21 protein-coding genes are annotated in these 20,218 nt (G+C 46.7%); 3 read left to right on the forward strand and 18 right to left on the reverse strand.

Annotation, left to right across the window (positions count from 1 at the left end; genetic code table 11):
• The 3 genes from FN961_RS26155 (at position 1) to FN961_RS07725 (ending at position 2,864) form a co-directional block, all read left to right on the forward strand.
• Positions 1–132 (forward strand): hotdog family protein, encoded by a 132-nt coding sequence (locus tag FN961_RS26155; protein ID WP_268241157.1) that lies wholly within the window; start codon positions 1–3, stop codon positions 130–132.
• 637 nt (positions 133–769) lie between these two features.
• Positions 770–1,552, forward strand: a complete 783-nt coding sequence (locus tag FN961_RS07720; RefSeq protein WP_143563977.1) for a 5'-methylthioadenosine/S-adenosylhomocysteine nucleosidase — start codon at positions 770–772, stop codon at positions 1,550–1,552.
• A 43-nt stretch (positions 1,553–1,595) separates the two neighbouring features.
• Positions 1,596–2,864 carry a NupC/NupG family nucleoside CNT transporter gene (locus FN961_RS07725; RefSeq protein WP_143563978.1) on the forward strand — a complete coding sequence of 423 codons (1,269 nt, stop codon included), beginning with the start codon at positions 1,596–1,598 and terminating at the stop codon, positions 2,862–2,864.
• Between the two features lie 161 nt (positions 2,865–3,025).
• Here the strand turns inward: FN961_RS07725 and FN961_RS07730 are convergent, their stop codons facing one another.
• The 18 genes from FN961_RS07730 to FN961_RS07815 are packed head-to-tail and all read right to left on the reverse strand — an operon-like array spanning position 3,026 to position 20,040.
• A complete protein-coding gene (locus tag FN961_RS07730) occupies positions 3,026–4,258 on the reverse strand; it encodes a beta-ketoacyl-ACP synthase (RefSeq protein ID WP_143563979.1) in 1,233 nt (410 codons plus the stop codon).
• A gap of 46 nt (positions 4,259–4,304) precedes the next feature.
• Positions 4,305–5,039, reverse strand: coding sequence for a 3-ketoacyl-ACP reductase FabG2 (locus FN961_RS07735; RefSeq protein WP_143563980.1), 735 nt, complete (start codon positions 5,037–5,039; stop codon positions 4,305–4,307).
• Positions 5,036–5,566 carry a hotdog family protein gene (locus FN961_RS07740; RefSeq protein WP_229814720.1) on the reverse strand — a complete coding sequence of 177 codons (531 nt, stop codon included), beginning with the start codon at positions 5,564–5,566 and terminating at the stop codon, positions 5,036–5,038. The genes FN961_RS07735 and FN961_RS07740 overlap by 4 nt, the downstream gene beginning before the upstream one ends.
• Positions 5,563–6,756 (reverse strand): beta-ketoacyl-[acyl-carrier-protein] synthase family protein, encoded by a 1,194-nt coding sequence (locus FN961_RS07745; protein WP_143563981.1) that lies wholly within the window; start codon positions 6,754–6,756, stop codon positions 5,563–5,565. Before FN961_RS07745 ends, FN961_RS07740 begins: the two co-directional genes overlap by 4 nt.
• Positions 6,757–6,809: 53 nt before the next feature.
• The gene (locus FN961_RS07750) at positions 6,810–7,415 is read right to left on the reverse strand and encodes a DUF3261 domain-containing protein (protein WP_143563982.1); all 606 of its coding nucleotides are present in this window, start codon (positions 7,413–7,415) and stop codon (positions 6,810–6,812) included.
• 23 nt (positions 7,416–7,438) lie between these two features.
• Positions 7,439–8,704 (reverse strand): NAD(P)/FAD-dependent oxidoreductase, encoded by a 1,266-nt coding sequence (locus FN961_RS07755; RefSeq protein ID WP_143563983.1) that lies wholly within the window; start codon positions 8,702–8,704, stop codon positions 7,439–7,441.
• Positions 8,701–11,100 carry an MMPL family transporter gene (locus tag FN961_RS07760; protein WP_143563984.1) on the reverse strand — a complete coding sequence of 800 codons (2,400 nt, stop codon included), beginning with the start codon at positions 11,098–11,100 and terminating at the stop codon, positions 8,701–8,703. Before FN961_RS07760 ends, FN961_RS07755 begins: the two co-directional genes overlap by 4 nt.
• Positions 11,090–11,896 (reverse strand): outer membrane lipoprotein carrier protein LolA, encoded by an 807-nt coding sequence (locus tag FN961_RS07765; protein ID WP_185972748.1) that lies wholly within the window; start codon positions 11,894–11,896, stop codon positions 11,090–11,092. Before FN961_RS07765 ends, FN961_RS07760 begins: the two co-directional genes overlap by 11 nt.
• Entirely contained in the window at positions 11,893–12,375 is a 483-nt protein-coding gene (locus FN961_RS07770; protein WP_143563985.1) for an acyl-CoA thioesterase, read from the reverse strand. Before FN961_RS07770 ends, FN961_RS07765 begins: the two co-directional genes overlap by 4 nt.
• Positions 12,372–13,934: an HAL/PAL/TAL family ammonia-lyase gene (locus FN961_RS07775; protein ID WP_143563986.1), complete on the reverse strand. Its 1,563-nt coding sequence runs from the start codon at positions 13,932–13,934 to the stop codon at positions 12,372–12,374. Before FN961_RS07775 ends, FN961_RS07770 begins: the two co-directional genes overlap by 4 nt.
• Positions 13,935–15,689, reverse strand: a complete 1,755-nt coding sequence (locus FN961_RS07780; RefSeq protein WP_143563987.1) for a glycosyltransferase family 2 protein — start codon at positions 15,687–15,689, stop codon at positions 13,935–13,937.
• The gene (locus FN961_RS07785) at positions 15,689–16,066 is read right to left on the reverse strand and encodes an ApeI family dehydratase (RefSeq protein ID WP_143563988.1); all 378 of its coding nucleotides are present in this window, start codon (positions 16,064–16,066) and stop codon (positions 15,689–15,691) included. Before FN961_RS07785 ends, FN961_RS07780 begins: the two co-directional genes overlap by 1 nt.
• Positions 16,059–17,423, reverse strand: a complete 1,365-nt coding sequence (locus FN961_RS07790) for an AMP-binding protein (RefSeq protein ID WP_143563989.1) — start codon at positions 17,421–17,423, stop codon at positions 16,059–16,061. Before FN961_RS07790 ends, FN961_RS07785 begins: the two co-directional genes overlap by 8 nt.
• Positions 17,420–17,968, reverse strand: coding sequence for a COG4648 family protein (locus tag FN961_RS07795; protein WP_143563990.1), 549 nt, complete (start codon positions 17,966–17,968; stop codon positions 17,420–17,422). The genes FN961_RS07790 and FN961_RS07795 overlap by 4 nt, the downstream gene beginning before the upstream one ends.
• 43 nt (positions 17,969–18,011) lie before the next feature.
• Entirely contained in the window at positions 18,012–18,254 is a 243-nt protein-coding gene (locus FN961_RS07800) for an acyl carrier protein (RefSeq protein WP_143563991.1), read from the reverse strand.
• Positions 18,255–18,263: 9 nt separating this feature from the next.
• Positions 18,264–18,518 (reverse strand): phosphopantetheine-binding protein, encoded by a 255-nt coding sequence (locus tag FN961_RS07805; RefSeq protein WP_143563992.1) that lies wholly within the window; start codon positions 18,516–18,518, stop codon positions 18,264–18,266.
• Positions 18,519–18,521: 3 nt separating this feature from the next.
• Entirely contained in the window at positions 18,522–19,331 is an 810-nt protein-coding gene (locus tag FN961_RS07810; protein WP_143563993.1) for a lysophospholipid acyltransferase family protein, read from the reverse strand.
• On the reverse strand, positions 19,324–20,040 hold the full coding sequence (locus FN961_RS07815) for a beta-ketoacyl synthase chain length factor (RefSeq protein ID WP_143563994.1): 717 nt from the start codon (positions 20,038–20,040) through the stop codon (positions 19,324–19,326). Before FN961_RS07815 ends, FN961_RS07810 begins: the two co-directional genes overlap by 8 nt.
• Positions 20,041–20,218 lie beyond the last annotated feature (178 nt).

Genomic DNA, 20,218 nt, shown 5'->3' on the forward strand with positions numbered 1-20,218 from the left:
GTGAGCTGGCCGGGTACCGATTTAACTCAACTTACTGCAGGTCGACGAATTAAAGTGCGCTTAGACGTGGAGCTTTATTGTGATGATAAGCTTTGCGCGACATTTACAGGGGTATATACCCAAACTACCTGAGAATGCTCGTTTCAGAGGCGTTGCGCGAGTTCAATTTTAGGCGTATTTGGTATTGGAATGGTGCTCCCTTTTAAGCTAATACAACAACGAAGTGGGCTTGCGCAAAGCCTTCGTAGATGGGTTTTAATGCGCTTTATTCTGCGTTATTGATTTTGCTAAGGGAACAACCATTACCTACTATCAATATCTTGCCTAAAGCGCATTAAATTCCCACTGAATCCTGCATTTCCAAGTAGCTTGGGTATATATCAGTAAGCCTGCAAATTAAACTTACGAACCCAATGAGCTCACTTTGATTGAAACTTGGCCAATACGGATAAGTTGGTCTGGTTGGGATCACTGATAAACAATTAGGTTTATAGTGAAATATAGGTCATAAGTGCGTCTTAATAGCATGTTTTCCTGAATACTGTGTTTTGGAAAAAAAGCGTTGTTAAATTACCACTACCTCATATAACAAATACTGAAAATCAAAGTCATTTCAAAACAACAGCTAACCTCATGAGTGTCTAATTTACTTAAAGTTTTTAGCGCATAAAACGCTATTTTTGGAAACAAATCACGCACATAATATACCGTTGTTCCCATTGTTGGTCGCTGATAATATCCGCGCACTTTCAGTTTTGAATTAATTCTTATGCCACATCATGATCAAATTTCGCCGGTCAATAAACAGAATCCAGTTCTAGTTCAAGGTGCGATGGATGTAGAAATAGAAACCCTTGTTGACGCTCTCGATAACGTGATAGAGAAAACGTTTGGGTCATGGACTTTTTGGGAAGGTCAAATCAACGGTTACCCAGTTGTGGTATCTCGTACCGAAATAGGTTTAGCCAATGCTGCTGCAGCAACCACTCTGGGTATTGAGCACTATAAGCCGACGTTTATTATCAATCAAGGCACTGCAGGTGGTCATGATCCAAAGCTGTTTCGTGGTGATATTGTGATTGGCGAAACCAGTTTCAATATGGGTTCATATAAGACTGAACATACTGAAAAGGGTAAGGGTATTCACCCGACGACATGGCAGAATTTTGATATGACCATGTATCTGCGAGATAACGGTGAGGTTATTAAGCATAATCATTTCAAAGCCGATCCCGCTTTAGTGCAGCTTGCCATGTCTTTGTCCGACAGTTACAGCAAGGGCAAAGTAGTGACTGGTGTGATTGGTACCGGTGACGAATGGAACCGTGAGCTAGACCGGATTAACTGGTTCCATAATACCTTTGGCACCGCCATTGAAGAGATGGAAACTTCTGCTGCTGCAATGGTGGCTGAAGCCTATAAAATCCCTTTTGTCAGCATTCGAGTACTGTCAAATACTGATCAACATGGACAGGACTTTGAACCACAAACTGCTATTGATTGTCAGTTCTATGTGTTGAGTGTCATTAACGCCTTAATTAAAAATTTGTAATTATTGGCAATTTTAAATTCCCTCGTAAATGTAGATAAAATCAATGCAAACTTTAATCAGTATCATCGGCATTATTGCCTTACTTGCCGTGGCTTTTCTGGTATCGGAAAACCGTAAAGCAATCAATTATAGAACGGTCGGCCTGGCCTTTTTGCTGCAATTCACCTTGGGTGCGTTTGTTATTTACACCTCTGTTGGACAAGCGGTAATTTTTAGTATGGCGGAGAGTGTTTCAACCGTCATCGGCTACAGCAAAGACGGCATGTCGTTTATGTTTGGTGGTCTAGTCAGCGATAAAATGTATGAGTTATTCGGCCCAGGTGGATTTGTTATTGCATTTCAAGTGCTGCCGATTATCGTGTTTTTCTCTGCCCTTTCTGCTGTGCTTTACTATCTAGGGGTGATGCCGTGGGTGGTTAAATGGGTTGGCGGCGGCCTGCAGAGGTTACTGAAAACCAGTAAAGCCGAATCCATGTCTGCCAGTGCCAACATCTTTTTGGGGGTGAGCGAAGCGCCTTTGTTGATTAAGCCATATATTCCTAAGATGACCCGTGCAGAGCTATTTGCGGTGATGTGTGGTGGTTTAGCCTCCATTGCCGGCACTATGTTGGCTGGCTATGCGCAGTTGGGTATCAAGATGGAATACCTGTTGGCCGCTTCTTTTATGGCTGCTCCTGGCGGTTTGCTGTTTGCCAAGTTACTCATCCCACAAACTGAGCCTGTATGTGACGATAACCTTGCTATCGTCGAAGAGGCGAAGCCAAGCAACATTATCGACGCAGCAACAGAAGGAACAATGAGCGGCCTTTATTTGGCACTGGCTGTCGGTGCTATGCTGTTCTCATTTGTCAGCTTGGTTGCCCTGTTGAATGGCATGATGGGCGGAGTAGGCAGTTGGTTTGGTATTGAGGATCTAAGCCTGCAAATGATTCTGGGGTATCTGTTTGCACCTGTAGCCTGGTTGATGGGAGTTTCTTGGGACGAAGCTATGTTAGCAGGCTCGTTTATCGGCCAGAAGATTGTGATCAATGAATTCTTTGCCTACATCAATCTGGCACCTTATCTGTCCGGTGAGTCTATTGTTGAAGCGACTGGCATGCCAATGTCTGAGCGTACTCAAGTTATTCTCTCTTTTGCTCTGTGTGGTTTTGCCAACTTTGGTACCGTCGCGATTGCCATTGCAAGCATTGGTGGTTTGGTACCGGAGCGTCGCTCTGAAGTCGCTTCTCTTGGTTTTAAAGCTTTGCTTGCTGGTGTGTTATCCAACCTGATGGCCGCTACGATCGCAGGTTTGTTTATGAGTCTTGGATAGCAGGTTTACCACGTAAATAGCCTGAGTTCCGTTAGTCAGAACTGAGGTTAGTGCTTATTTCGCCTATATCGTTAAAGCCTGTTTATTCTAAATAAACAGGCTTTTTTCCTGCCGTGAATCTAAACTCTCGTTGAGCGATTACATCTCTATACTGATTGGTATTATTCAGACCAACGCTTAAAAATCAATGAAGTATTGATGCCACCAAAAGCAAAGTTATTGCTCATGACGTAGTCTGTCTCAATATGGCGGATCTCATCTTTGATGTAATCGAGTTCACCACATTCAGGGTCGATGTCAGTCAAATTCAGACTTGGCGCAAACCAACCCGCATTCATCATCTCAACACTGCACCAAGCTTCTAATGAACCACAGGCTCCTAGGGTGTGTCCGGTATAACTCTTTAGTGATGAGATAGGCATGTTAGGGCCAAAAACGGCGTTAGTGGCTTGAGTTTCGGCGATATCGCCACGATCCGTTGCCGTACCGTGAGCATTGATATAGCCGATGGCATCAGGGAGTAATTTGGCATCTTTAAGGGCGAGTCTGATGGCAATTTCCATGGTGGTAGCATTCGGTTGAGTGACATGCATTCCGTCTGAATTTGTACCAAAGCCGACTATTTCAGCATATATCTTGGCGCCACGGGCTGTGGCGTGTTCAAGCTCTTCAAGCACTAAGGTGCAAGCTCCTTCGCCGATGACCAATCCATCACGGTTTTTATCGAACGGCCTAGGTGTCAGTTCGGGTGTGTCATTCTTGGTGCTGGTGGCAAACAAGGTGTCAAAAACCACGGCTTCGGTAGGGCATAACTCTTCACCACCACCGGCTAGCATGAGGTCTTGTTGACCATATTTTATCGCTTCATAGGCGTAACCAATGCCTTGGCTAGCAGAAGTGCAAGCGCTACTCGTCGTATGGACACGGCCTTTAAGCCCGAAGAAAACACCGACATTGACCGCCGTTGTGTGTGCCATCATGCGAATATAGCTCGTGGCGGTGACGCCAGACATATCGCCATCTTTTAGCATATTGGCAAACGGGATAAGCGGATCAGTACTGCCCGTTGATGAGCCATAAGCGATGCCCATTGCACCGGAGCTGATCACTGGGTCGTTAAGCAGGTTGGCATCGATGAGCGCTAGTTCACTGGCGCGTGTGGCCATTAGGGATACACGTCCCATGGAGCGTACTTTTTTGCGCGAGTAGTGAGCTGGCTTTTCAAAGTCGGTAACAGGGGCGGCTAAACGGGTATTTAAGCCATCAAACTTGTTCCATTCATCCATGGTTACCACAAAGTTTTTCTGTGCTTTAAGACTATTGGCCATTGCGTCCCAATTGTCTCCTAAGCAAGAAATTCCACCGAAGCCGGTGATCACTACACGTCTGCTCATCTGCTTATCTCTTTATTTAACTTGTTGTTTAATGCGCTCTGTTGCATCAGATCATGCCTCCGTTTACGGAGATCACTTGTCGGGTAATATATGCAGCATCTTCAGACATTAAAAACTTAGCCAGTCCGGCTATTTCTGACGGTTTACCCATGCGGCGCATTGGCACGAGATCGTTAACCATCTCTTTGGGAATGTCAGCCACCATGTCGGTTTCGATTAAACCCGGTGCGATACAGTTAACGGTGATTTTACGTTTGGCGAGCTCTAAGGACAAGGCTTTAGTCGCCCCGATAATGCCAGCCTTTGAGGCGCTGTAATTGACCTGACCACGATTACCAGCAATGCCGGATACCGAGGCCATTGTGATGATGCGCCCGCCAATACGGGTTTGAATCATCGGCATGACTGTTGGGTGGATGACGTTATAAAAGCCATCTAAGTTGGTGTGAACAACACTGTCCCACTCGTTTTCAGTCATGGCAGGAAAAGCGGTATCGCAGTTGATGCCTGCATTGAGGATCACGCCATAATACGCACCATGCTCGGCGATATCGTCTTCGATGGCCGCTTTTACTTTCTCGCGATCAGCAATATCAAACTGCAAGCAAGATACCTGTACGCCGTGGCTGATAAGCGCTTCTTTTGTTTCATCTGCAGCAGCTTGGTTGCTGTGAAAGTGCAGGGCGATATCGAAACCAGCTTCAGCAAGTTGTAAGGCGATTGCTTTGCCAATACCACGACTTGAGCCAGTGATCAGTACTCTTTTGTTTTGCTTGTTCATTTTTTATCTTCCTGCTGGCTCTCTAAAATATAGGTCTGGGTATCTTGAGGCTGGAATACATTCACATTGGCCTCGGCGACTAAGGTTTCATGATGGAAAACCTTACAGTCAAAGACGGCAAGTCCGCTCTCCTCTTGGTAGAGGCGAGTGACGTGAGTTTGGTAGCTTTCACCCAGTTGATAATGCGGGATATGCATCTTGAGTTTTCGGCTTCCAAGCAGAAAACCGACACGTATGATGTCACCACGAGACTTTGCTTCAACACCAGCAAGAGCGGCGACACTCTGGGCCATATATTCGATACCCACGTAGTTTGGCACTGCGTTGATGGTGTCATCAAAGTAGGGGCTGCTTGGCGTAATATGGGTTTGAGTGACTAAGGTATCTGGCACATAGGAGATCAGTGTATCGATCAAGATCATGGGATCTTTATGGGGGACGACTTCTGCAACGGGCAGTTGTGACAGAGGCTCCGGCAGAGCAAAGACTGGGTTGATTACTTTTGGATTCATAACGTCTTGAGTCATGATGGCTGCTCCCCACGACAGAATATCAGGCTGGCATTGCTGCCGCCAAAGGCGAAAGAGTTGCTCATCACGTATTGAATATCTGCGGTTTGCCCCTTGGCGACCAAAGGCAGCTTTGGATCGTTAGGATCTTGTTGCTGATCCCAGACCTGAGGCGGCAGAGTGTGTTCGGTATTGAAAGATGACAGCAGCAGACAACAAAATGCAGCTTCTATTGCGCCCGCAGCGCCTAAGGTGTGACCAACAAGCGGCTTAGTTGAGCTGCAAGGGGGAATGCTATCACCGAATACCTGCTGCAGTGCGCGACTTTCCATGGCATCATTTTTACGCGTTGCGGTACCGTGAAGGTTGATATAGTCGATATCTTGCGGGGCAATGTCTGCATCATTAAGTGCAGCGTTAATGGCCAAAATTGCGCCGTGTCCCTCAGGATGTGGCGCCGAAATATGGTGTGCGTCGCTGGACTCACCTATGCCTGCAAGCATGATCTTGCCTTCATCTTGCTCTAGGGTAAATAGAGCCGCGCCTTCGCCGATGTTGATGCCGTCTCGGTTGGCACTAAAAGGCTGACAATGACCCTTAGATACTGACTCTAATGAGCTAAAACCGTTAAGGGTTAATTTACACAAGCTATCGCTGCCCCCCACAATGACCATGTCACACAGGTTTGCCTGTAATAGGCGTCTGGCACTGGAGAACACTTTTGCGCTCGATGAGCAAGCGGTTGAAACCGTATAGCAGGGACCAGAGGTATTGAACAATGCCTTTAAAAAGTCACTCGAATTGCCAAGCTCTTGCTGAGCGTAGCGGTATTCTTCGGGGTATTCGCCTTGCTCGGCCTTATGGACTAAGGCCTGCTCACCACTGGCAATACCAGAGGTGCTGGTGCCTATGACTATGCCAATACGCTGGGAACTGTATTGTGCACAGGCTCGGGCTACCGCATCGGTTATCTGCTTGGCAGCACAAAACAGAAGACGATTATTACGAGACTCAAAATGTGACAGAGAAGCTGGCAGCGGAACAAGTACTTCACTGACTTCGCCGACCAAGGTGGTGGCATCGAGGAGCAGGTCGTCTCTTGATACCATCGCGCTGGTATCGCCTAGATTGAGTCTAGCGAGTACAGCCTCTGGACATTGACCGAGCGGGGTACATAACCCTATGTGTGAGATCGTTATTCTTGTCATTATATCTTCATCAAACTTCGGTGGTTATCGCAGGAATCATCTGCATAACGAATTTAAATTGGGGTTATCTTAAGCTCAAACTTTGCTTTCGGGATCGCAAGCTGTATCACGGCTTTCCATGGATCTTGCTGATCGTAGCTTATCTGCATAATGCCCTCTTTTTCGTTAGCATATAGTGTTCGACATTGAGCTGCATTACAGGATTGGCTAATGAGTGTCGCCCCCTGTAAATGTGGATTTACGTCTTCAATTGGCCAGTAAGCGAGTTGGATGAGGGCCAGAAGGTATTCGGCTTTAAATTCATCACCTAAGAGCATACTTTGTTGGCTGGTAAGGCTATTCCCATCATAGGTTAAGGTAAACAGCGCCTGACCTAAAGGTGCCAAGCCGACCAGCGTGAGGTTATGTTTATCCTGTTCAAGCTGGGTTAAGAGTTCATGATGAGAACCATCGACCTGAATCGATACTTGCTGAGTAAGCTCGCGTATTTGGGCGTCTGCTGGAATAGGGGATAGGCAGTAGTTCACATCACTGGCTAAGGCGACACATGTCTGCCTCTGTAGTGTGTGGCTACACGCGCTAGTCAACATGATTAACAGGAGTGAAACCAGGTACGGCCATTTTCTGGCCAGTAGCGTAGAGTCTCTGAATTTAGTCATTATATGCTTTGGCCTAATGTGCATTACTTGCATAGCTCAACGATTAAATTTAAGCGTTTTTGTGAATCATGGACGAATGGGTTGGTTTCATCCCATGCATAACCCGCCAAGATGGAGCAGATCATCTGCTTGATCTTATTGTCAGGATCTTGATAGAAGATCACATCTTGAAAACGGCCATCATACCAAGCTTCGACATAAGTACGGAACGTATCGACACCACGCATGAGTGGAGCACAATACTCCTTTTCCCAGTCAACCTGGGTGCCATTGAGTTGCCTGACTGCACATTTTACTGCCATAGAGGCTGATTGCATCGCAATGGTGACACCTGATGAGAAAACCGGGTCGAGAAATTCCCCTGCGTTGCCGAGCAAGGCGAACTTATCTGTCGCTAAGGTGCTGACGTTAGCGGAGTAGCCGTTAAACAGCGCACAGTCGCGTAGTACCTCGGCGTCAGACAGCAGGTAGCTCAGGCTTGGTTCTTGCTCGATCATCGTCATTAACAGATCTTGTAAATTGTGTTCAATGTCGCCCAGAAGGTGAGGCTCACCCACCACGCCGACTGAACATTTAGTGTCGCTGAGTGGGATCAACCAATACCAAATGTCTTTATTCTTAGGGTGAACACTGACAAGAATTTTGTTGCGATCAAAAGCCTTATCTTCGACTTTCTTGTCACCAATATTATCCTGTATATGGGTAAAGACCGCACTGCGATTGGCTAAGCTGGAAGGCTTTTCAAGCGCTAACAATCTGGGCAATACGCGTCCAAAGCCGCTGGCATCTAATAGGTATTTAGCTTCAATTGTGTAGCGCTCACCATCCTCATCCCTGACGGTGAGCTTAGGCGACGCGCTGAGGTCGACAGATTCGACGGTCTGGTCATAGCGGATCTCAACTCCCTGCTCGGTGGCGGTATCAGCCAGCAATTTGTCAAAGCTGGCTCGTTCTACCTGAAATGTTGTTCCCGGCCCCGGAGTGAACTTATCGGTAAAGTCGAAGTGTGTATATTGATCTTGATAGCGAAATGCAGCGCCATTTTTAAATTGAAATCCCGCTGCATTGACGGCATCAAGCATATTGGCTTCTTCAAGTAACTTCATACAGCAGGGAAGTAAACTCTCACCAATCGAGAAGCGCGGAAACTGCATTTTTTCGAGCACGACAACCCGTTTACCTTGCTGGTGTAACAAGCTTGCGGCAATGCTTCCCGAAGGCCCAGCACCAATAATGACCACGTCAATATCGGTTTGGCTGCACTGTGTTACTGAAGGCGTGTGGTTCACTTTATCGTCCTTGTAAAAGTTTGAACAAATGGGGAAAGTACAAATGTGAAGACGATCCCTAATAGGAGTGTGAGTCCAAAATTGTGGATAGCCGGAGTGCTGCTGAATGCCAGTAGCCCAAAAGCTAAAATGGTTGAGCAAGCGGACATAAATACCGCCATCATCACGCCTCGGCTTTGCTGTTTTGATTCTGCAAAAAAGAGGCTGTAGTCAACACCAATTCCGAAAACAAGGATCAAAGCCAGCGCGTGAAAAAGGGTTAAAGGTGAGCCCATTAACCCAAGCAATGCCAGCGTGAATATCGCCGACAGTGCAGGGACTGCGACCACCAATATTGCCAGTTTAATGCTAAAACGCATACTGAATATGGCGGCGGCAATCATCATGGCAATCGCTAACAAAATCAAGGTTAGCTGCCGATATTTGCCCATGATATTTGAGATGTCACCGACTTTATCGACCAGTTGTATATCACCGCCGTGGGGGAAAAGCTTGGCCAACGTGGCTAAGTCGGTTATCCCGCCAAGTAAGACAATGGTGCCAAACTCAGGTTGTAGCTCAGATGGTGCAATCCACAGTGGCGCGAACAGTTTTCCAGCCTCTGAATCGATAAAGGATTGCGCATTGATGTATTGACCATGGGCATCTTGATAAGCCTGCTCAAGAGGAAGCTGCAAGGATTCGTCGAGGCCGATATTGGCTAAAATGGTAGCCAGTTGCTGGTAAATTTTACCCTGTAACTCATAGTTATCGGCCTGCTCTTTCTGGCTGGGCAGGTAGCTATTGAGGCTAAATGCATTACCAATAACCCCTTGTTCTACTAACTTGTTAAGTTCAGGTGCCAGTGTCTCGAGAGATTGAAGCAGTAACTCTTCACTTTTTGCTCTGACGAGCAGGAATTGATTATCGGTGCCGCCACTGAGGATCGTTCTAAGCTGTTGCTCCTCATCGAGCAGATAATCGGGGCTCTGTTGTAGATTTCGAATGTCATCATCTGCGGTGAGCTGACTTATCCCTACCGCTGAGATTACAGTCACTATAACGAGTAAAAGTAGGGAAGTTGAACGAGTGAACTTATTCTGAAAACAAGCCAAAGCGGTTAAGTAGCGCTGGGCAAGTTGCAGTGGTTTCTCTCGATTAGGCAGCTTGCCGGACGCTAATAACGGATAGGCTAATAGCAAGGTCACGTAAGCACCTAAAAGTCCTGCCGCGCAGAATACTGCGACCTGTTGCATGCCAGGGAAGGGGGCTAATCCGATCCCTGAATAAGCCAGTACACTGGTGATTAATGCAAGGGTAATGGCTGGAAATATATGCTGGATAACTTGGGTGGCATTGAATTTAGGTTGAGCCAGTCGTTCACAATAGAAATGAAAACTGTAGTCAATAGCGATACCGATAAGGCTGGTACCAAAGACTAAGGTCAGCAGGTGCAACTCTGAAAAAACCACGAGTGTGACTACGATGGCAGTGAGTAAGCTGGTCGTGATGGTCAATAGTGCGATGGTCAGTGGCATCACAGAGCGAAATGCCAACCAGACTAATAAGCTAACGCCAATAAGCGATGCTAATCCTAAGGTCGATACTTCTGTTTTAGCACTTTGGGTGGCAACACTTGCATGAAACAGGGCGCCCGCTTTGAGTATCTCAACGTCTGGGTTTTGCTGGTGGACCTTATCGATTGCTTGTTGCAGCACGCTGAGCTGTAATGTTTGCGCATTAGGATTAAATGCACTGCCTATCCCTTTAGCCATCACAATGGCTGCGACCTTATCTTGGCTGTTAGCCCCGTCGACATGATGATTGCCGAGCAAGATCCCTTGCTGAACCGTTAATGTCTGCTTAGGCGCCATCGCCTGTAAATTCGCTGGGTATAGCAATAGCGGATCATTGGCGATTAACCCACTGTTTGCATAACTAAAAGCGTTATAGAGGTGCTCTTGAGCGCTTGTGACTAAGGTATCGAGTTGACCCGATGCTAGCAGGGTTGCTTGAGACTCGGTTAGCAGATTAAATCTATGCTCGAAGTAGTAATGGTTGATGGCCTCTGCTTGATTGATATCAGCACTTCTTACTTGAGTAAAAGCGGCTTGGCTATTGTTACTAAGACTGGTCATCAAGGCTTGAGCAGCAGAGATGGCCTCAGCTTTATTATCAGCCACTAACGCGAGATAGATGCTATTGGATAGCGCTTGTTCGACGCGGTTTAGGGCTGTTTGCGTTAATGGATCTTCTTGAATTTTTGGCAGCATGGCCAAAATGTCACTCTGGATTTTGGCGCCGCCTTGCCAAAGTTGTAGCCCAGTGATTAAGGTTGTGCAAAGCAGCAATAACCAGAGGGAGAGTTTGAGTTTAGCTGAGCATTGGCTCAGTCGAAGGGCGAGTTTATCTATCATGGCTGCTTTGGTCATGCCTCAGGAGTGGCTCAGGTATAGCATGATGAGATTCGGTATCCTCAGTTGGCACCACAGTGAGGTGTGGGGAGATCAATTGTTGCATCTCTTCACTCAGTAGCTCGCTGCTGATCTGTTCAAATTCGATTCGACTGGTGTCGCCATTACGGCTGAGCAACGTCAGGCTGGTCAGTTGCGCATCTCCCTCAAGCACCATCTGTGGGATCACTTTGTGCATTAAGGGATCTTTAGGCACCAAACCTAACTGCCAACTGTTGGCAATCTCTGATGCTGATGTATCAGGGGAACTCTGTACAAGATAGAGAGTAAATTGCTGATTCAGTGCGTTGATATTTCCGCTAAGCAACGCCTTCATTAATGTCGGCATTGTTTCAGCTAACGCGCCAGCTCCCTGACTGTCGCTTGCCTTGGTCACTTGTCGATGGCCTGAGCTATCAACTTGTATCAACTCACCCTCTTTGAGTATTAAACTGGATGAGAACGGTTTTGTTTGCTGCCATACCAGCCCAAGTTGAGCGTCGAAAGCAAACTGACCATGACTTACCAAGGGTTTTTTTAACACTTTAAGCTGTCGATACTGGGTAAACTTTCCACTGGCGTTATCCCCAAGTTCAAGACGCTGGGTTAGCTTTTCAAGCCGTTGATTATCTTCTGTTGATTCAAGCTGGGCGCTGGGTTCAAACAGAGCTTCAAATGAGGCGGATTGTACCGTCTGGGTATTGAGCAAGCTAAGCAGACCCACGAGTAAAATCGCATTTAGCGTCGACACTAATGTCATCGGCTCTGATCCTTGCTGTCTTCTTGAGTGTCGCTCACCTCTGTGTTTGACACTGCTTGCTCATCGATTAGATGGGCAATTTTCTCTCTGAAAACAGGAGGAGTAACGAAACACATCTCATTGTTTGGCATCTCGACAGCCGCTTGTATTGTGTAACCTTTAGTCAGCCTTTTGTTACTGACGACATCCCTTACCTGATAGTTGATTTTAAGGCGGTTTTCCCATTCAACCAAAGAGGCTATCACGTTGATTTTTTGGTCGAAGGTGCTTGGCTGCACATACTTTATCTGCAGATCTATGATGGGCCATGAGTATCCAGAGGTCAGCATTTCACGGTAGCCATAGTGGATCTCATCGAGCAGTTTGCAGCGCGCCATCTCGAAATATCGGAGATAGTTACCATGCCAAGTGATCCCCATAGAGTCGACGTCATGGAATGGGATTAACACTTCAAGTTCCGTGGTTAAAATCGCCTTCATGAACAGACTTCCCATTGTCCTTGTTGGATCTTATCTACCGTTTGTCTTAACACAGATTCTAAGGGTCTATCTTCAGTGAGTAGTTCAAAGTCGGCTTTGACTTGCTCTAAGGTTTTAGCGACCGAAGGCGTCAGAGAGGATGGGCATAATTCATCTTGTGAGATACGCAGATTAATCCCCTGTGCCATGGCTAATAGGGCTGCTGCTGCAACCTGTTCTGTCAGTTGCAATACACGCATGCAGTCACGAGCCGCAATGGTGCCCATACTCACCTTGTCTTGGTTATGACATTCGGTCGAACGGGAGAATACACTGGCTGGCATGGTATTCTTTAGGGCTTCGGCAGTCCAAGCTGAAACGCCAATTTGCACGGCTTTAAAGCCGTGATTGATGGCACGTCTTTCACCCGTCGCGCCGGATAAATTCGCTGGTAGGCCATTATTAAATTTTGGATCCATGACTAATGCCATCTGACGATCGATAAGATCAGCGATGTTGGCGACAGTATTCTTCATTGAGTCCATAACAAATGCGATATGACCGCCATAGAAGTGGCCGCCATGAAGAATATGTTCGCCTTCGGCATCGACAATAGGATTGTCGTTGGCGCTATTGAGCTCAGTTTCGATAAATTGGCGCATAAACGGCAGTGCATCTTGTGATACACCTATGATGTGCGGCGCACACCGAATCGAGTATCTGTCCTGCAGTCTGTCTGAGTTTCTCGGGTGTTCGTGATGATTAAGGTCTTCACGTATCCAAGCGGCTATCTGGTTCTGACCTGGGTGCGGCTTAGCGGCAAACAAGATATCATCGAAATGGTTGGAATTACCTTTAAGGGTAAGCGACGCCATGGCGGTAATGCGGCTAGCCAGTCGATTCAGATACTGCGCTCTGTCATAGGCTAAGCATGCCAATGCGGTCATCACTGCGGTGCCATTCATCAGCGCTAGCCCCTCTTTTGGGAGCAGCTTATGCGGCGTGATATTGAGTTTGGCGTACACATCGGCAGTGGGTTGGCGCACACCTTGATAAAACACTTCGCGCTCGCCGATTAAGACGGCAGCAAGGTAAGAAAGTGGCGTCAAATCGCCACTGGCACCGACTGAGCCTTCCTCTGGAATCACCGGCACTATGTCTAGATTGAGTAAGGTTTCGATTCTCTGTAGCAGCTCGTAGCTCACGCCTGACTTGCCAACAGCTAAAGAGCTTAAACGACATGCCATCACTGCGCGGGCTTGCATTGGTGAGAATATTTCGCCTAAACCACAGCCATGAAATCGTGTTAGGTGCAGAGGCAATTCATGCACCAGATCTAGCCCGACGGTCACGGTACATGAGTCGCCGTAACCTGTGGTCACGCCGTAGACAACCCCTTCTTCATCGAGCAGACTGTCGATAAAATCAGCCCCTTTTTGAATATAGGTTCGATAATCACTGCTCTGTTTGAGCTGAGCTTTAGCCCCTTTGGCTACCGCCACCACATTTTCTAGGCTCAAGGCTCTATGGCCAAAGTGGACAACCGTCTCTTTATCGGTTGATTGATTAGTGTGAGTCATCTATTTATCTGTCCTGTCTTCAGCCTGATGCTTGGTCCGTTGGATCTCTGAATCCTTGCGCCAAAAATCAAAAAAATTAAACCATTGCAGAGGCTCTCGCCGAGCATAATATTCAAGTCGTGCGCTATAGTGATGCACGGCTTCTTCGAGCCTTTGCATACGGCCGTTTCGCGGGCCTTTTAAGGTATTTGAAAATGTTTCTAGGTGAACTTGATAGACTCCTTGTTCCCTGAGGCAAAACATCAGGTACACGGGGCAATCTAATAAACCTGCAAGGATGAAAGGTCCTTGAGGAAAAGGCGCTTCTTTGCCCATAAACGGCGCGTAAATGACTCGCCCTTGGGTATTGGATGAGGTTCTGTCACCTGCGATAACAACCAGCTCACCTTGCTCTACTTTCTGCTGTAATAGCATTGAGGTAGTGGGCCCGAGTTCTGTCACCTGAATGAGGTTGAGTGAACTGTCTGGATTTAACTGCTTAAGCACTCGATTGAAATTTTCAGCATTTTGAGTCAGCACCATCACATTGACCTTCACCCTTTTCTGGTGAATTGAGATGGCACGGCAAAGCTCTAGATTGCCTAAGTGAGACACCAGTAAAACAGCCCCCTGACCAGCGTCGAGTTGGTCGGCTAACAGCTCTCGGTTGGGGAAGTTAATCTGACTTAGCTGGATGCGGTCGCACCAAGCATCAATTCTGTCGAGTGCAGCGTTACCAAAAGCAATAAAGTGTTTTAGGCTATGGCGCCAGCTAATCTCATCTTGGAGTTGGGGGTGTTCAGGTTCAAGCTCTTTTACCTGCTTGAGAAATGCCAGTGAGGCTTCACGCGCTTGGCGTCCGGTTAAGAAGAAGTAGAAGATGACCGGATACATGATGGCACGGCAAAGCCAGTGGCCACCGAGTTTATAACTGGCGGCAAGAAACTTAATGCCCCAATAACTCCCACGCTCACTGATGCGCGACCAATGTTGCTGCTCTTTATGATTAACTTGACCGCCTTCTCGTTGCTCGCTTATAGGTTGATCACTTTTAGGTTTAAAGAGTTTTTGTGGCAGACGCGCTAACATGCCAAATACCAGTCGAGTATGCATCGCTGATATTCGTACATTGTCCCACAATCCCTGGAAATGGCTGACGCCATCTTCAGGGTAGATAACTTGAGTCGGCAGGTGGAGTACTTCAACGCCTTGCCAGTGTAGACGGACAAGAATTTCAATATCGAAATCCATGCGCTCACCTAAGGCCTGACTGAGAAACAAGGCCTCTGTCGCCGCAAGTGGATAGACACGAAAGCCACACATGGAGTCTTGTATATCGAAACTTAAGGTTTCAACCCAGACCCAGAAATGGGTGAGGTAACGTGCGTAATAGCGACCTTTTGGCACGGATTCATCATATTGTGGCAATCCCGAGATCAATGCCTGAGGGTGCAGCTCAGACGTTGTTATCATGGCCGGAATATCATCTAAATTGTGTTGACCATCGGCATCGACTTGTAGTGCATGGGTAAACCCATCTTTATACGCAGCTCTTAATCCAGTAGTCACAGCCGCGCCTTTACCGCGATTAAATGGGTGATGGATTAAGGTGACCCAAGGGAATGTGGCTGCAAGTTCAATCAGTAGGTAGCGGGTTTTATCATCGCTGCCATCATTGATTAAATAACAGGGCAGCTTGAGGTGATCGAGTGCTTCAAGCGTCTCCTTAATAGCGACACTATGATTGTAATTGGGGATGACTAAGGCCAAGGACATCAGCTGGCCTCTGAACTGGCTAAGCTTGTGTCACTTAGGGCAATGCGCCCTGACCCAAAGCGTTTTTCACCATCAAAATAGCTAAAGATAAGTTTGTTTTTGGCTGCGTTTAGCGACACTTTTAATGTGATTTCTGAATCTGGCAAAATAAGCTGTTGGAACTTAAGTACTTCCAAGCTTGCTATTTCGCTTGGGTAACCGAAATGTTCACACCCCATACGAATGGCCCAGTCGAGTTGGGTAACACCAGGGAGTACGGGCTGTTCAGGAAAGTGACCATTAAAAAAAGGCAACTCAGCATCGATAAACAGACGCCACTCAATGGTCTCTTCCACTGTTTGACTCGACAGAATACGGGGTAGACTGGATTTAATCATGATTGAATAACTCAAGTAACAGAGCTTGTACGTGCTTCCCTTGTTGATTAACAGGTAAAGCATCGGGATAGCGCCAGCGTTTCGGTAAGGTCACACGTTCAAACTGAGTTAATAAGTGCGCCTTGAAGAGGTTGTTTAGGCTTAATTTACCTTCGACTTCAAGTTCTTTTATCCCATGTTCTGATAGGACGATTACCGCACCAAGTTGCGTTCTTGGTTGCTCTAAGCTCACTAACACTGCACGTTCTATCAACGGATGGCTTTCGAGCAGTGCTTCCATCTGAACCAAAGAGACACGCTTCTCTTCAATTTTGACGATGCGATCTAAACGTCCACGAAGATGAAATAGACCTGCTTCAACCAGCTCTATCTGATCCTCAGACCTTAACCAGTTAGCATCTTCTAGGTAGGGCGATTTTACGTTCAGCGCACCGTCTTTGTTATCCTGCTTAATCTCAATACCGTGAAAGGCTTGCCAAGGCTGATCTTTGAGTGTTTGACGGCGGTAGGCAATACCGCCGGTTTCTGTGCTGCCAAAGACTTCGATAGGTTGCTTGCCATAGCAGTGAGCCACACCTTGAGCTGCATCATAATGGAGTGGGCCGCCGGAGCTGAAAACTAAGCTAGGTGAACGAAGTTGCGGCTCATTATCCAGCGCATCGGGCAGACGAGACAATTGGGCAGGACTACTGATTAAGCATAAATTCGGGAACAGACTCGTGTAGTAAGTCAGAGTCTCAGGGTATTCAACCAGATCACTTAAAAATGGACGACTGGCGGCTAAAGGCCAGAGTATCTTAAACAAGAGTCCATAAATGTGCTGGTGAGAAACCGTTGAGATCACACTGCACTGTGGCAAGTGTTGGGCAAAAGTGTGCTCAAGAACCGTCACTTCTGCGTCAAGCTGATCAAGGGTTTTGCGCACTGCTTTTGGATGCCCACTACTGCCAGATGTGAACAGGATTAACTGCCCAAATTGCGTGCAGTTAGGCCAGACTCCGGCGGATTGAGTCAGATCTTTTTTCAACATGATGAAGCATTTACCTTCACATATCGCCTGATCTGATATCACGCCGTCGAACTCGTGAGTTATTTCACTTAAGGTGCCTGTTTGCGTATTCGCAGGCAGTATGATCTCTTTACCGGCAAGCAGTGCTGCACATAGGCCAACGGCAAACAGATCACTGGACTCACTGGCCAATAACCAACGCTTTGACGGCGAAAGCATCAATTGCTGGTGGAGATAAGCCACTTGGCCAGTAAACACGGCTCCAGTGACAATATTATGGTGATTGAAGCTGATCAGTTGTTGGCTTGAAGGGCCCTTGGATAACCAAGATTTTAATAACTCTGTCATGACTTTTTTAACCATATAGTTCGATATAACCACTCGCCACCCAGTAGCGAACCGATAAGCAGATAGGCGATTAAGCCGTTATACAATGTCCATACTTCTAAACTGGCATATCGCGCTGTGTATAGTGCAACTGTGCCATTAAAAATAAATAAGCCACACCAGATTAATGTGACTTTTTTTAAATAAGGAGTCGCCTCATCAGGAAGGTCAGGCTCCTTTAATCGCGCTAACCTTTCTACCATGCTCGGGCCTAACTTCAGCGAGTATGCAAACAAGGCCAGCATGCTGATATTTATCACGACAGGATAGTAGAGTAGCCAATCATGTCGTTTAGCGATAATGCTAGATGCTGTTAACCCTATGCCGACAAGGACAGGTAAAACCATGGATTTTACCTGTTGCTTCTGTATGACTAATCGCAATATCAGCAGCAGACAAAGTGTCATCGCGATAGTGCCAGTGGGCAAGTAGTTGAGCCCAAAATACACAGCCAAAGGGTAGCCAAGTAAGACTACACTCGTGATTATCTGCAGAGTTAATCGCATTGGCTTTTACACGAGTCCTTTGATAACTGTATGTACATTCGGCTTATGTCAGCCCTTCGATAGCAGTCACTACATCATTGACTGTGCGTACAGCTTTGAACTCTTCAGGTTTAATTTTCTTGCCAGTCATCTGTTGCAGTTTAATCACCAAATCAACCGCATCAATGCTGTCCAGATCAAGATCTTCATAGAGTGATGCTTCTAGGGTGATATCCTCAGCATCGATTTCAAACTCATCGACTAAGATCTGCGTTAGTGCTTCAAGAATTTGCTCACGGCTTTGCATAATAGACTCCTAAGCTCGCTGGGATTCAATAAAGCTAGCTAAGCTGGCCACACTGTAGAAATGGGCTTTAGTGGCTTCAGAATTTGCTTCTATTTTGACATCAAATTGCTTCTTGATTGCTAAGCCGAGCTCTAGCGCATCGATTGAGTCTAAGCCTAGTCCTTCACCAAACAATGCAGCGTCAGTATCAATGTCATCAACAGTGACGTCTTCAAGGTCTAAGCAACTAATAATGAGTTGTTTTATATCGTTATCTAAGTTCATAATTTAATTAAGTTCTTTATTATAATAATCTTCGAGGTCACGGGTAAGTTGACGCGCCATTTTTGCATCTCCTCCCTCTTGTTCATCATACCTGATATGCAAAAGGGATTCGCCTACTTCAACGCGCATCCCTATGGTGCGACGGGGTATTTGGTACCAAGCTTGTTGCTTGGTTAAACCAGGGCTATCGGTGCGCAGAATCACTGGGAGTATGTCTGTTTTGGTTCTCAGTGCAATATTGGCAGCACCTCGCGCAAAGGGGTTAATTTTGGTGCCAAGGACGGTTCGGGTACCTTCAGGAAAAATAATGAGGTTGGTGCCACTGTTTAGTACTCGGCGACAGTCTGTAAGTAGTAGTTCAGCACTACGGTTTGGGATATAACCTGCACAAGCGACAACGCCTCGCATAAACGGGTTACGCCAGAGGCCTTGCTTAACAATGCAGCCTGCGTTTGGCATTAAGCTGATGAGCACGACCACATCAACTAATGTTGGATGGTTAACGACAACGACTTTGCCTTTGGCTAGGCTTAAGCGTTCAATGTTAATTGGGGTGACGTTAATGACGCCAGTGAATGTTAGCATCTGCACAAAGCCACGAAACATAAAATGCACGGCTTTTTGAACTCGGCTAATTCTCTGCTCAGGTGTCCCCGGCCAAAATCGTAATAGAGGCAAGATAGTCAGTGAGCTTAACAATCCACCTAACCCAAAAGTGATGTAGCAGCTAACACCACCGAGCCAGCGAGGAAGGTACGCTAGCCCAGTTAATTTTGGGGATGTTGAGTCGGAGGCTAAGAGGGAGTTATCCAAAACTAAGCGTCCAAATATGTTGAGATAGAATGCCGGATACTGCTTGTCGATTCGCTAACCCATTCAGTAGAGCACCATAACTTAAAAGAGGTAGTGTGCTGTTCTCCTCACGAGTAATGGTCAGTGTCATTCCCTGAGCTTGGGTTTGAGATAAGCTAAACGCCATTGATATGGGCAACTCATATTCATCAGTGAATTGACTATATCGTTCGGGCACAAGCTCATCACCGAAGACCAGCATAAGCGGGGAAGAGTCTTGCTGTAGCTGGGCATAAGCCTCGATAAATGCCTGAAACAGCGTCTCTTCACCAGCCGCAATGGATGTGGAGGGAGATTGATCTCCTGTCAAAATACTGAAGATGCCACTAGCGGTGTTATGTACTGACTGACTAAATGCAGTGGGTGATAGCGGTTCTTGCTCGACTAGGTTATCGAGTAATCCTATGGTTCGATGAAGTTCGCCATGTCTAGAGGCAAAGATGGAGCGGCATGGTGTTGGAGGATTACATTGAAATGCGGCTTCAAGCTGCATTTTAGTCAAGCTGCTATAGCGCCTACGCTGCATGGCTGGCACTTGTGATAATTTTGGGGAAAGAGGTTGGCCTTCTTTAAGATGAGTGGATGACTCACTCCAATGCTTCCAATCTGCTGCCTGTTGGTAGTGTGGTGACCAAGCTCCCCAAGAGCATATATTAAATGTTAATTGCACCGTACAGCCTCATTTTCGGCTTTCAAAGCCGGTATTTTTAACACAATATGCTAAGTTTGCAGCGAGTTGACGGATCGCCAATAGGGGAGGTTATCCTCAAACTCAGCATATTCTACACTAATAAAGTGGTCTTTATGAAGTGTTTTGAGTTACAGCTGTTGCTGGTGTGTGGGAGGTT

Origin of the sequence: Shewanella hanedai (assembly GCF_007197645.1) — a bacterium.
Taxonomy (GTDB): Bacteria; Pseudomonadota; Gammaproteobacteria; order Enterobacterales; family Shewanellaceae; genus Shewanella; species Shewanella hanedai.

What these genes read in the sequence shown, in the direction of transcription:
- FN961_RS07725 (WP_143563978.1), top strand. Translation starts at nt 1,596, where the DNA reads ATGCAAACTTTAATCAGTATCATCGGCATTATTGCCTTACTTGCCGTG.
- FN961_RS07785 (WP_143563988.1), bottom strand. Translation starts at nt 16,066, where the DNA reads ATGATTAAATCCAGTCTACCCCGTATTCTGTCGAGTCAAACAGTGGAA.
- FN961_RS07760 (WP_143563984.1), bottom strand. Translation starts at nt 11,100, where the DNA reads ATGATAGATAAACTCGCCCTTCGACTGAGCCAATGCTCAGCTAAACTC.
- FN961_RS07805 (WP_143563992.1), bottom strand. Translation starts at nt 18,518, where the DNA reads ATGAACTTAGATAACGATATAAAACAACTCATTATTAGTTGCTTAGAC.
- FN961_RS07795 (WP_143563990.1), bottom strand. Translation starts at nt 17,968, where the DNA reads ATGCGATTAACTCTGCAGATAATCACGAGTGTAGTCTTACTTGGCTAC.
- FN961_RS07765 (WP_185972748.1), bottom strand. Translation starts at nt 11,896, where the DNA reads ATGACATTAGTGTCGACGCTAAATGCGATTTTACTCGTGGGTCTGCTT.
- FN961_RS07720 (WP_143563977.1), top strand. Translation starts at nt 770, where the DNA reads ATGCCACATCATGATCAAATTTCGCCGGTCAATAAACAGAATCCAGTT.
- FN961_RS07780 (WP_143563987.1), bottom strand. Translation starts at nt 15,689, where the DNA reads ATGTCCTTGGCCTTAGTCATCCCCAATTACAATCATAGTGTCGCTATT.
- FN961_RS07790 (WP_143563989.1), bottom strand. Translation starts at nt 17,423, where the DNA reads ATGACAGAGTTATTAAAATCTTGGTTATCCAAGGGCCCTTCAAGCCAA.
- FN961_RS07740 (WP_229814720.1), bottom strand. Translation starts at nt 5,566, where the DNA reads ATGACTCAAGACGTTATGAATCCAAAAGTAATCAACCCAGTCTTTGCT.
- FN961_RS07750 (WP_143563982.1), bottom strand. Translation starts at nt 7,415, where the DNA reads ATGACTAAATTCAGAGACTCTACGCTACTGGCCAGAAAATGGCCGTAC.
- FN961_RS07770 (WP_143563985.1), bottom strand. Translation starts at nt 12,375, where the DNA reads ATGAAGGCGATTTTAACCACGGAACTTGAAGTGTTAATCCCATTCCAT.
- FN961_RS07775 (WP_143563986.1), bottom strand. Translation starts at nt 13,934, where the DNA reads ATGACTCACACTAATCAATCAACCGATAAAGAGACGGTTGTCCACTTT.
- FN961_RS07745 (WP_143563981.1), bottom strand. Translation starts at nt 6,756, where the DNA reads ATGACAAGAATAACGATCTCACACATAGGGTTATGTACCCCGCTCGGT.
- FN961_RS07730 (WP_143563979.1), bottom strand. Translation starts at nt 4,258, where the DNA reads ATGAGCAGACGTGTAGTGATCACCGGCTTCGGTGGAATTTCTTGCTTA.
- FN961_RS07800 (WP_143563991.1), bottom strand. Translation starts at nt 18,254, where the DNA reads ATGCAAAGCCGTGAGCAAATTCTTGAAGCACTAACGCAGATCTTAGTC.
- FN961_RS07735 (WP_143563980.1), bottom strand. Translation starts at nt 5,039, where the DNA reads ATGAACAAGCAAAACAAAAGAGTACTGATCACTGGCTCAAGTCGTGGT.